The 12,130-nt window shown below is 35.9% G+C and carries 12 protein-coding genes and 1 pseudogene; 11 read left to right on the forward strand and 2 right to left on the reverse strand.

Annotated features, from left to right (window positions below; translation table 11 throughout):
- Positions 1 to 22: 22 nt before the first annotated feature.
- On the forward strand, positions 23 to 385 hold the full coding sequence (locus OCL94_RS08050) for a YbaN family protein (RefSeq protein WP_262996339.1): 363 nt from the start codon (positions 23 to 25) through the stop codon (positions 383 to 385).
- A 26-nt stretch (positions 386 to 411) separates the two neighbouring features.
- Here the strand turns inward: OCL94_RS08050 and OCL94_RS08055 are convergent, their stop codons facing one another.
- Complete coding sequence (locus OCL94_RS08055) at positions 412 to 1,425, reverse strand: LacI family DNA-binding transcriptional regulator (protein WP_262996341.1); 1,014 nt, start codon at positions 1,423 to 1,425, stop codon at positions 412 to 414.
- Positions 1,426 to 1,623: 198 nt separating this feature from the next.
- On the opposite strand from OCL94_RS08055, the pseudogene OCL94_RS08060 reads away from it, so the two are divergent.
- The 4 genes and pseudogenes from OCL94_RS08060 to OCL94_RS08075 all read left to right on the forward strand — a co-directional run.
- Positions 1,624 to 3,252, forward strand: a pseudogene (locus OCL94_RS08060) (PTS transporter subunit IIBC); the annotation flags it as partial.
- A 15-nt stretch (positions 3,253 to 3,267) separates the two neighbouring features.
- Positions 3,268 to 3,795, forward strand: a complete 528-nt coding sequence (locus OCL94_RS08065; RefSeq protein ID WP_262996469.1) for a PTS sugar transporter subunit IIA — start codon at positions 3,268 to 3,270, stop codon at positions 3,793 to 3,795.
- Between the two features lie 51 nt (positions 3,796 to 3,846).
- Positions 3,847 to 4,665 carry an endonuclease/exonuclease/phosphatase family protein gene (locus OCL94_RS08070; RefSeq protein WP_262996343.1) on the forward strand — a complete coding sequence of 273 codons (819 nt, stop codon included), beginning with the start codon at positions 3,847 to 3,849 and terminating at the stop codon, positions 4,663 to 4,665.
- Positions 4,666 to 4,729: 64 nt separating this feature from the next.
- Positions 4,730 to 5,089 (forward strand): cytochrome b5 domain-containing protein, encoded by a 360-nt coding sequence (locus OCL94_RS08075; protein WP_262996345.1) that lies wholly within the window; start codon positions 4,730 to 4,732, stop codon positions 5,087 to 5,089.
- Between the two features lie 267 nt (positions 5,090 to 5,356).
- Here the strand turns inward: OCL94_RS08075 and OCL94_RS08080 are convergent, their stop codons facing one another.
- Positions 5,357 to 5,929 (reverse strand): TetR/AcrR family transcriptional regulator, encoded by a 573-nt coding sequence (locus tag OCL94_RS08080; RefSeq protein WP_262996347.1) that lies wholly within the window; start codon positions 5,927 to 5,929, stop codon positions 5,357 to 5,359.
- Between the two features lie 130 nt (positions 5,930 to 6,059).
- Between OCL94_RS08080 and OCL94_RS08085 the strand changes: the two genes are divergently transcribed.
- The 6 genes from OCL94_RS08085 to OCL94_RS08110 all read left to right on the forward strand — a co-directional run bounded on the left by OCL94_RS08085 (position 6,060) and on the right by OCL94_RS08110 (position 12,130).
- Positions 6,060 to 7,832, forward strand: coding sequence for an oleate hydratase (locus OCL94_RS08085; protein ID WP_262996349.1), 1,773 nt, complete (start codon positions 6,060 to 6,062; stop codon positions 7,830 to 7,832).
- A gap of 120 nt (positions 7,833 to 7,952) precedes the next feature.
- Entirely contained in the window at positions 7,953 to 8,480 is a 528-nt protein-coding gene (locus tag OCL94_RS08090) for a sigma-70 family RNA polymerase sigma factor (RefSeq protein ID WP_262996351.1), read from the forward strand.
- Positions 8,477 to 9,496 carry a hypothetical protein gene (locus tag OCL94_RS08095; RefSeq protein ID WP_262996353.1) on the forward strand — a complete coding sequence of 340 codons (1,020 nt, stop codon included), beginning with the start codon at positions 8,477 to 8,479 and terminating at the stop codon, positions 9,494 to 9,496. Before OCL94_RS08090 ends, OCL94_RS08095 begins: the two co-directional genes overlap by 4 nt.
- Positions 9,497 to 9,715: 219 nt before the next feature.
- Positions 9,716 to 10,390 carry a response regulator transcription factor gene (locus tag OCL94_RS08100; RefSeq protein WP_262996355.1) on the forward strand — a complete coding sequence of 225 codons (675 nt, stop codon included), beginning with the start codon at positions 9,716 to 9,718 and terminating at the stop codon, positions 10,388 to 10,390.
- Positions 10,387 to 11,268: a sensor histidine kinase gene (locus tag OCL94_RS08105; protein WP_262996357.1), complete on the forward strand. Its 882-nt coding sequence runs from the start codon at positions 10,387 to 10,389 to the stop codon at positions 11,266 to 11,268. The genes OCL94_RS08100 and OCL94_RS08105 overlap by 4 nt, the downstream gene beginning before the upstream one ends.
- Before the next feature lie 112 nt (positions 11,269 to 11,380).
- Positions 11,381 to 12,130, forward strand: a complete 750-nt coding sequence (locus OCL94_RS08110) for an ABC transporter ATP-binding protein (protein ID WP_262996359.1) — start codon at positions 11,381 to 11,383, stop codon at positions 12,128 to 12,130.

A 12,130-nucleotide genomic window follows, 5' to 3' on the forward strand; every position in this document is an offset into this window, starting at 1 on the left:
TCATTATCTAGGAGGATTTCGTTTGAGGTTATTATTGTTATCTGTTGGTGTAATTGCCACAATCCTCGGATTTGTCGGAGCGTTTATGCCGCTTCTGCCAACAACACCATTCTTACTCCTCGCTGTCTTCTGTTTTGCGAGAAGTTCGGATACGTTCCACAACTGGCTCATCAAAACAAAAGTTTATCAATCTTACGTTCAGGAGTTTTATGAACGTGGTGGCTATACATTAAAGAAAAAGTTTCAGTTATTATTCAGTGTCGTGATTGTCGTAGGGTTATCCATTTACTTTGTAGATCATTTATACTTAAAAATCGGTCTTGCAGTCATGCTCTTAATGCAGACGATAGTTTTGTTTACTTTTGTGAAGACGTTAGACGAATAACCACGTGTGCCAAAAGACACACGTGGTTATTTTTTATATTCAATAACTGTCTCACGTTCAATCAATTCATGCGGTACGACAATCTTTGTAATGGATGTGTTCTCTCCGTTAAGTTGACGGATAAGCATTCTGACTGCTTCGTGTCCTAACTGACTGGCATCGATATCTATTGTTGTAAGGTATGGATGCGTGAGTGTTGAAAGTATAGAGTTATTAAAGCTTATCACTGAAATATCATCCGGCACTTGATATCCATACATTTGCACGAGTTGCATCACACGTAGCGCAAATATGTCATCGAGTACGACGATTGCTGAAGCTTTTGAGGTGATTAATGTATCCTCAAAATCAGCGTAATCGGTATGCTCGATAATTGAAACACTATCATATGGCTTTAACTGATTAATCATCATTGCTTTCTGATATCCGAAATATCGTTCGAAATAGATTCCTTCTTTAATGCTGTTTGTCACAAATAATATATTGCGATGGCCCTTCTCGATTAAATATTCCGTCGCATGTTGACCTAACAGTTGATTGTCATTGTCGATATAACTAATTGTTTCATGTTGCGTATAAGGTTGTCCAATCAAAGTAAAAGGAATATGATTCTCTGTTAAGTACGCAATCACTGGATCTCCTTGATGAGCATATGCAAGTATAAAGCCGCTCACTTGTTTCTGCGTATGCATTACTTTCACATCTTCTAGTAAATCGTTTAAACTTTTAGCGACGGCAACAGCTGTTGTCATATTATTATTTCGTGATTCATCGGTAATAGCTTCAATAATTTCTAAAAAGAATGGGTTCGCCATACGCTCTTTTGAGTTAAGAGGTGGCAGTATTATACCAATCGCATTCGATGTGCGTTTACCTAAGTTTCGCGCTGCAATATTAGGTACATACCCGAGTTCATCCATGACTTTTTGAACTTTCTTTTTCGTTGCTTCTGAAATAGAAGGGTGATTATTTACAACACGTGATACTGTGGATGTTGCAACTCCTGCTTTTTTTGCTACGTCTTTCACTGTAATGGCCATAATAATTCCCTCCTACTATAATTAACCTCATCATATATGCAATCGTTTGCGTTGTCAACGATGTGTTTTGCGTAATTTTTTTATGTTGATATAGACGGAATAATTATATTTTTAACATTTTATATTTACTTTTTAGTATTATGGTGATATATTTGTCTCAAAGTAATGCAACCGATTGCATAAAAAGGAGAAAATATTATGAAACAGTTATTAAGCTTTGAGTTTTGGCAAAAGTTCGGTAAAGCACTGATGGTTGTCGTTGCAGTTATGCCTGCAGCAGGTCTTATGATTAGTATCGGTAAATCGATTCCATTGATTAGTCCTGAAATGCAGATGTTAATCACAATCGGTAGTGTGATTGAAAGTATTGGTTGGGCGATTATCGGAAACTTACATCTACTCTTTGCATTAGCCATTGGGGGAAGCTGGGCGAAAGAAAGAGCTGGTGGTGCGTTTGCAGCGGGTATCGCATTCGTATTAATTAACCGTATTACAGGCGCAATCTTTGGTGTCAATGCTGCGATGCTTGCAGATGATAAAGCATTTACACACACGTTATTCGGCACAAAAATTATGGTTAAAGGTTTCTTCACAAGTGTATTAGAAGCACCGGCATTAAACATGGGGGTATTCGTTGGTATCATCGCAGGTTTCGTTGGTGCGAACGCATATAACAAATACTATAACTATAGAAAGTTACCAGATGCATTATCATTCTTTAATGGTAAACGTTTCGTACCATTCGTCGTTATTCTTTGGTCAACAATCGTAGCATTAGTGTTAGCAGTGATTTGGCCATACATTCAAGCAGGGATTAACAACTTTGGTTTATGGATTGCATCAAGTAAAGACACAGCACCAATTTTAGCGCCATTCTTATTCGGATTTTTAGAGCGTTTATTATTACCATTTGGTCTTCACCATATGTTAACGATTCCGATTAACTATACACAACTTGGTGGAACTTATGAAATTCTTTCTGGGCCACAAGCAGGTACGAAAGTATTCGGTCAAGATCCATTATGGTTAGCTTGGGCGACTGACTTAGTGAATTTAAATCATGCTGGCGATACAAGTCAGTATAATCATTTACTAAATACGATTACACCTGCACGTTTCAAAGTAGGTCAGATGATTGGTTCTTCAGGTATTTTAATGGGGCTTGCACTTGCAATGTACCGTAACGTTGATAAAGATAAATTACCAAAATATAAATCAATGTATTTCTCAGCAGCATTAGCAGTATTTTTAACAGGTGTAACAGAGCCGATTGAATTCATGTTCATGTTCGTTGCAGCACCATTATATGTGATCTATGCAGTAATTCAAGGTGCGGCTTTTGCGATGGCAGATATTATTAATTTACGTGTGCATTCATTCGGTACAATTGAGTTATTGACGAGAACGCCACTTGCGATTAAAGCAGGTTTAGGTGGAGATTTAATCAACTTTGTGTTAACAACTTTAGGATTTGCAGTATTTACGTACTTCTTAACGAATTTCTTAATTAAGAAATTCAACTTTGCAACACCAGGTCGTAACGGTAACTATGAAGCGGATATGGTGGATGAAGTAGGAGCATCAGATGTTAAAGCAGATGATCAAGTCATTCAAATCGTCCACTTATTAGGTGGTAAGCAAAATATTAAAGATGTTGATGCTTGTATGACACGTCTTCGTGTAAGTGTTAACGATAAATCTTTAGTAGGCAATGAAGCAGCCTGGAAGAAAGCTGGCGCGATGGGCTTAATCGTGAAAGATAACGGTGTTCAGGCAGTGTATGGTCCAAAAGCGGATGTATTAAAGTCAGATATCGAAGACTTATTACAATCAGGTGCGGATATTCCTGTACCGAAACAAGCAGTTGTACAACCGACTGTATTAGATGACACGGACACAAAAGGATTCAGTGGTACTAAGAAAAACTTATTTTCAGTAGCTGATGGTGAAGTTGTCAGCATCGAACAAGTGAACGATCCAGTATTCTCTCAAAAAATGATGGGTGAAGGATTTGCGGTGAAACCTACTAATGAAACAGTTGTTGCACCGGTTGATGGAGAAATCGTAAGCATCTTCCCGACGAAGCATGCAATCGGTATTAAAACAACTGACGGCATTGAAGTGCTTGTACACATGGGGATTGAAACAGTAAGTATGACGAAACCAGCATCACGTGTAGTAGTGAACGATGGACAAAAAGTTAAAATCGGTGATACGCTAGCGATTATGGATATCGAAGCCATTCAATCCGAAGGTAAAGATACGACGATTATCGTAGTGATTACAAACAGTGAACGCGTTGAGTCATTAACTTTAGAAAAATTAGGTCAAGTAACGAAAGCTGAAAAAATCGGGCATATTGAAATATAATAAAAGGGTAGCTTCGGCTGCCTTTTTATTTTGACTAAAGGAGAGATTGAGATGAAGTTACTTACATTGAATGCACATAGTTGGCTGGAAGATCATCAAGATGAGAAGATAGATCAAATTGTAGCACAAATCATTAAAGGTGATTACGATATTATTGCCCTGCAGGAAGTGAATCAGTTAATAGAGAATGACGATATCGTGAATGATCAATATTATTGTCTGGGTAATGACAGTATTCAGATAAAAGGGGATAACTTTGCATATGTGCTTGTTCAAAAATTACATGCACAAGGCTATGACTACTATTTCAGTTATGCGATGAGTCACATCGGTTATGATCGATATGAAGAAGGTAGTGCCATTTTATCAAAGACACCTATTAAATCTTCCGCTGAATTTGTTTCAATTGATCAGTCACCAGAAAATTATAAGTCACGAAAAATATTATTTGGAGAGACTGAAGTAAATGGAGAAGCAGTAGTTGTAGCAAGCTGTCACTTCTCCTGGTGGATTAATGAAGTTGAAGGTTTTAGTTATGAGTGGTTAAATACGAAACGCATTTTAGAGCAATATAACAAACCACTTATCGTGATGGGCGACTTTAATAATCCGGAAGGCACGGATGGTTATGATTTCGTATTACAACATAGTAATTTACAAGATACGTATGTTACAGCAGATGTTAAACATGGACATCATACGATTGAGAAGAACATCGCCGGATGGGAGAGTAATGGAGGAAAGTTGCGTATCGACTTTATCTTTGCGAGTCCTGAATTTGAAGTACAATCCAGTAAAACAGTATTTGATGGTGTGAATGGTTCGGTTGTTAGTGACCATTTCGGTGTAGAAGTTGAAATAAAGTCATAAATACAATGTAGATTTATGTATTTTATCGTATATGCTTAAATAAAAAGACACGGAGGCATAACAGATGAAAAAACTAATGTTAGCGACAGGAGCAATTGTAATAATTGCATTTATGGCATTTGCATTTTTCATGAATCAAGGAACGGAAGATAAGTTAAAGCGAGACTTTACACCAGCAGAAGAGAAAGTTATGAAAGAGCATGTATTTGATGCTGAAAAATTAAAAGCATTTGATGGAAAAGATGGTCACAAAGCATATGTTGCAGTGAATGGTGCAGTTTATGACGTCAGTGACGTTGAAATGTGGAAAGGCGGTAAACATAACGGTCTTGAAGCAGGGAAAGATTTAACAGACGGATTTAAATCGTCACCACACGGCGGAGGATTTCTTAAAAAGTTGAAAGTCGTAGGGTCATATAAATAGTTTTGAACACCTCAAGTTTGAGGTGTTTTTGTTTTGTTGTGATATTAATTGTCACGCGTCGTGAGTGGTGCGTGCCAAAACAAAAGAAATGTCACGCGTCGCGAGTGGTGCGTGCCAAAACAAAAGAATTGTCACGCGTCGTGAATGGTGCGTGACAAAACAAAAGAAATGTCACGCGTCGTGAATGGTGCGTGCCAAAACAAAAGAAATGTCACGCGTCGCGAGTGGTGCGTGACATAACAAAAGAAATGTCACAAATCAAAATGATTAAAAATGTATGAACTGGTTAATCATATTATTAATTGATGTGCATAGACTGTCTTTGGATTCTTGTTGTCCACTTCTGAGCCAATTATAGAGCACACGTAATATACCACCGGATAAAAACTCGGCTAAGCGTTTCTCTTCTGTATAAAGTTTTTTTGGATATACTTGTTGTTTTACAAGATGCGCATAGATTGTATCGTAAATTTGTTCATACAACATTTGAGTGATAAGCTCATGATACTCACTCATCATTACTGTTCGTGATAGATTTTTATGTTCCAGTAAAAAATCCATCATATCATTGATAACTGCTGTATAGAAAAGTGTAGGTTGTAATTCATCATATTTATCTTGATGATGTGCATTAAAAGATTGAAACATTCTACAGATAAGACAGCGCATAAAATCAAATTTATCTTCATAATGACGATAAAATGTTGAACGTCTAACCATAGCTTTATCGCATAACTCCTGAACAGAAATTTTGTCGAAAGTTGTATGTTTACTGAGTTCTAAAAAAGCTTGTTCTAATGCAAGTTCTGTCTTGATGACTCTCAAATCACGTTCTCCCATTTTATTCACCCCTAATTATGAGACAATTATACGTCAATTGTTGCATATGTTACAAATAAGATTGGTTGTAGCTGTAATTTATAATGTAGAGGTTTTACACTATTAATATAGAAGAAAAGGAGTGATAAGCATGTATTATTCAAATGGAAATTATGAAGCATTCGCAAGACCAAGAAAGCCAGAGGGTGTTGATCAAAAATCAGCCTATCTAGTAGGTTCTGGACTAGCTTCATTAGCTGCTGCTTGTTTCTTAGTTCGTGACGGCCAAATGAAAGGTGAAAACATTCATATCTTAGAAGAATTATCTTTGCCAGGTGGTAGCTTAGATGGTATTCACAAACCGAATGAAGGTTTTATTTTAAGAGGTGGTCGTGAAATGGAAGATCATTTCGAATGTTTATGGGATTTATTCAGATCAATACCTTCACTTGAAACGGAAAATGCATCCGTTTTAGATGAATTCTACTGGCTAAATAAAGATGATCCAAATTTCTCACGTTGCCGAATTATTCATAAACAAGGTGAGAGAGTGCCGACAGATGGCAAGTTTACTTTAACGGATAAAGCCAATAAAGAAATCATAAAGCTCTGTTTAATGCAGGAAGATGATTTAGATGATGTAACCATTCAGGATGTCTTTTCAGAAGACTTCTTAAACTCAAACTTCTGGATGTACTGGAAAACGATGTTTGCATTTGAACCTTGGCATTCTGCAATGGAAATGCGACGCTACCTACTTCGCTTTGTTCATCATATTGGTGGTCTTGCAGACTTTTCAGCATTAAAGTTTACAAAGTATAATCAGTACGAATCACTTGTAATGCCAATGGTGAAATATTTAGAAAATCATGACGTAAAATTTGAATATGAAGTACAGGTCAATAATATAGTGGTCGATGCATCAAATGATAAAAAAGTAGCGAAAGCAATAGAAATCATTAGAAGCGGTAATAATGAAGTTATTCAACTTACTGAAAATGATTTAATATTCGTTACGAATGGTAGTATTACTGAAAGTTCTACGAAAGGTGATAATCATACACCAGCCCCTATTCCTGAAGACATCGGTGGAGCATGGAAACTATGGCGCAATTTAGCAGCACAAGATCAGTCATTTGGTAAGCCGGAGAAGTTTTATGAAAATATACCGAAAAAATCTTGGTTTATTTCAGCAACAACGACTACATTAGATGATAAAATCCCACCGTATATCGAGCGACTATGTAAACGTGATCCGTTCTCAGGAAAAACAGTAACTGGCGGAATAATCACAGTTACAGATTCAAATTGGCAATTAAGTTTTACGCTAAACCGTCAACCTCAATTTAAAACGCAACCGAAAGATCAACTCGTTGTATGGATATATGCATTATATTCTGATGTGCCAGGTGATTTCATTAAGAAACCAATCGTAGAATGTACTGGATCTGAAATTGCGCAGGAGTGGTTGTATCATATTGGTGTGCCAGTAGAGCAAATTGAGGAACTAGCAAATCATTCAGCAAATACAATTCCGACAAATATGCCATTTATCACTTCTTACTTTATGCCAAGATCAAAAGGCGATCGTCCGCTAGTCGTACCAAAAGGTTCTAAAAACTTAGCGTTTATAGGTAATTTTGCTGAGACTGAGCGTGATACTGTATTTACAACTGAATATTCTGTACGTACAGCAATGGAAGCGGTATATCAGTTATTACACGTTGACCGTGGTGTGCCGGAAGTTTTTGCATCAAGTTATGATATTCGTGTGTTACTGGATGCAATGTATTATTTATCAGACAAACAAAAATTAACAGACAAAAAATTACCACTTCATAAAAAAATAGTTGGTAAAAAAGCATTGGATAAAATTGAAGGCACATTTATCGAGGAATTATTAAAACAAAGTAATTTAATATAAAGAAAAAATAAAACTATATTTAGGTGTCATACACATTTTGTGTATGGCATCTTTTTTTTATATTGATGATAGAATTTAAACAACAGTTACGAATATATAAGTAGTACTGGAGGGAGAGACATGAACGCGTGTGACTCAAAAATAATTCAATTGATTCAATCACGGGACGAACAAGGGATTCAGCTACTTTTAGAGCACTATGGTGGATTGATAAAGGCGGTGTGTAAGAAAAATTTATATCATCTAGATAGTCATCTGGATGAATGCATGAACGATTGTTTGTTTGGGATTTGGAATAATATCGATAAGTATGATGCGGGTAAAAATAGTTTTAAAAACTGGATTTGTGTTATCGCGAAATATCAATCGATAGACATGTTGCGTAAATATCAGAAAGATATTGAGACAACCGTCTTAGATAAAAATGTTGTGTATTTGGATCAAGGATTAAAACTGCATGAACAAGTATGGTTTGATTTAATTAAAGATTTATCTGAAATCGATCAACAGATGCTAACGATGATTTATCTGGAAGGATATAAGCCGGAGGAAGTTGCAAATATATTAGGTCACAAAACAAGTAATATTTATAATCGTATGTCCCGTGCTAAAGAAAAAATGAGACTTTCTAAGGAGGAATCGCAATGACAGATATCTATGAAAAATTAAATGAAATTCAATTTGATGACCCCATTGAAGAAGTAACAATAACTAAAATAGAAAAAGAAAAATATCTTAATCAATTTAAAAAGTCATTCAACAAAAAGAAATCACCAAAGATTAAGAAAAGAACAATTCAAATTGTAGCAGCGGCAATGTTGTTAATGGGTGGTTTACCATTTATGAATCACGATATTCAAGCCAATACCGTTAAAATGATTGAAAATATTACATACTCATTTAAAGATATTATTACGCCACAAGCTAGTAAATACGCTACACATATCAATGAGACGGTAAGTGTCGATAAATTAGATGCCAAGCTTACAGACGTGTTTATTAATGATAAGTTTCTGACATACAACTTACTGATTGATACGAAAGAAAAAGATACGCTGCATCTAGCAGATATTATTTCAGTAAAGATCAATGGCAGAGAAATGATGGAAGGCTTATCAGGTAGCAGTGAGTATTTGAAAGATAAAAAAGTATATAGTGATATCGGGCTAGTGCATCTGAGAGAAGTGCCGCCGAAAGGAATTTTAGATGTTGAAATGACGTTTGGTAGTTTTGAAGGAAATGGTGAAACATTCGGCTTCAAATTTAAAGTAGATACAACTGAATTGAGCAAATCAGTAAAAACAAAATCAATTAATAAAGCTATTTTAGTTGGAAAAGAACATGTGAAAATTGAAGCAATCGCACTAAATCCGTTATCTGGTGAAATTAAAATTGAAGCAGAAAATGAGCATAACTATGATATCAATTTATATGATGAGCACGGTAAAAAGTATTTCTTTAATACGATAAAATCAAACAGAGCAGCAGAGAAATCTAGCTCAATTCTAGTATTTAATCAAGATGTTGGTTCTACCGGTAAAATTGATGATCTATTTAAAGCGAAAGCACTCGATGTTGAAATTATCGATACAGGCAAAGACCATAATGGACAAGTAAAAATAGAAAATAAAACAGATAAAAAAGCATTACATGTTGAATTCTAAAGTGAAGCACCTCGGATTGAGGTGTTTTTTGTTTTGTGAAATTGAGTGGCACGATAATTTTGAATATCGTGCCAAACTGAATAAAATGGCACGATATAGAGCAAAATCGTGCCAAATCTGCTCGTTTGGCACGGTTTAAACCAAAACCGTGCCAGAAATATTTCTTATCTTTCCATCATTTATGTCATAATAATAAAAAACAACTGTGGTGGTGAAACGATGAAAGTATTAATCGTAGAGGATGACTTAGTTATCGGAAAAATGCTTGCCGAAGAACTGAAAAAGTGGCAGCTGGAGCCGATTATAATAGAGGATTTCAATCATGTGATGGATACCTTCAACACGAATAGACCGGAACTCGTGTTACTCGATATTAATTTACCGGCATTTAATGGATATCACTGGTGTCAGGAAATTCGTAAAGTTTCTACTGTGCCCATCATCTTCATTAGTTCACGTAACGATAGTATGGATCAAGTGATGGCGATGCAGATGGGGGCAGATGATTTTATTGAAAAGCCGTTTAATATGACGGTCACGATTACTAAAATCCAGGCGCTCTTGCGCAGGACATATGATTTCACCACTCAAGTTAATAATTTAACTGTTGGTAATTGTGAACTCCTTCCTGAGGCAGCGAAACTAAAATATAACGGTCATACTATTGATCTTACACATACAGAATTACAAATTATGCATAGCTTATTTCAGAACAAAGGTAAGTTTGTCAGTAGAAATACATTAATCGAAAAATGCTGGGAATCGGAGCATTTCATTGATGATAATACGCTTGCAGTTAATATGACACGTTTACGTAAGAAGATACAAAAGCTTGGCCTTACAGATTTCATTGAAACGAAGAAAAACGTCGGATATCGCGTAGGTGACTTATGAATTTCTTAAGAACAATCCAACGTGAAATTGTTATCGCTATACTCATTTGTACTTTATTTTTCTTTATGTTATTCATGTATAATGTGCCGGTTCAAGCGTATGCAATCGGAATATCGATTGTAATATTTATAATGCTTATTTACTGGGCTGTACGATTCACAAGTTATAAACAGGAGCAATCGCTACAGGAACAGAATGAAAGTTTAAAGATAGAGAATCAACGGCTACGTAATGACTTTATTCATTATCAAAGCGAAGTAGAATCGTATTTCTTAATGTGGGTACATCAGATGAAGACGCCAATTACAGCATCTAAGTTACTACTTGAGGAACCTGATGCGCATGCCATTTCAAACGTACGTAATGAAATTCTTCAGATCGATAACTACACAAATCTTGCGCTGAACTATTTAAAGCTTATGAACCAGAAGACGGATATGGTATTTATGGAAGTTGGTATTGATGAATTATTACGCCCACTGATTAAGCGCTATGCGATTCAGTTTATTCATCATCACACAAGATTACATTATGACAAAAGCGAAGCAATCATCTTAACAGACGCTAAATGGGCGTCCATTATGATAGAGCAAATATTAAACAATGCGTTAAAATATGCACGTGGTAAAGATGTGTGGATTTCGTTTGATGAATCGTCCAAAATATTATCAATCCGAGATAATGGTGTCGGAATCAATGCCAGTGATTTACCGAAAATATTTGATAAAGGTTTCTCTGGCTATAACGGTAGACTAAGTGAGAAATCAAGTGGTATTGGTTTATATATTGTGAGCACAATCTCGAGGCGTTTAGGTCATAAAGTTAATGCCACATCAACTTTAAACGAAGGATCAACTTTTACCATTCAATTTAAATAACTCCAATCTTTCATTTTTGTAAGATTAACGGCTGTCTTTGTAAGAATAAATAAAGGCAGCCGTTTCTTATAGCGCGTAAGATAAAGGTAACAACAAATAAGGAGTGAATGACATGCTACTCAATATAAAAAACGTGAAAAAGGTATTCGGTAGAGGTGCGAACCAAACGGTTGCATTAAAAGATATGAATTTTTCGATTAATGAAGGTGAGTTTGTCGCGATTATGGGTGAGTCAGGTTCAGGTAAATCAACATTACTGAATATTATCGCAACATTCGATACACCAACTGAAGGGTCAGTGATTATCGATGGACAAGATTTAAGTATGTTAAAGAATAAACAAGTGGCAAAGTTTCGTCGTGACACTTTAGGATTTGTGTTCCAGGATTTTAATGTATTACACACGATGAGTAATGAAGATAACATCTTAATGCCTTTAGTGCTTGCTAATATGAAACCTAAAGCAATGCAGGAACGCCTATCACGCTTAGCACCAAAATTAGGGATTACGGATCATTTGAAAAAGTTCCCGAATCAAATTTCAGGTGGGCAACAGCAACGTGTCGCGATTGCGAGAGCACTCATTTCAAATCCAAGTCTACTACTTGCAGATGAACCAACAGGTGCATTAGATTCTAAGACATCAACAGATATTATGCATTTATTCCAGGATATAAATAGAGATAACCAAACGATTCTCATGGTAACGCACTCAGCCATTGATGCCTCATATGCAAGTCGCGTCGTATTCATTAAGGATGGTATTTTATATCATGAAATATACCGAGGAGATGAATCGCAAAACGCATTCCAAAAACGTATCTCAGATAGTCTTTCAATGCTCGCGGAAAGAGGTGAGTAG

The organism is Macrococcus capreoli (assembly GCF_025628935.1).
Lineage (GTDB): Bacteria > Bacillota > Bacilli > Staphylococcales > Staphylococcaceae > Macrococcoides > Macrococcoides capreoli.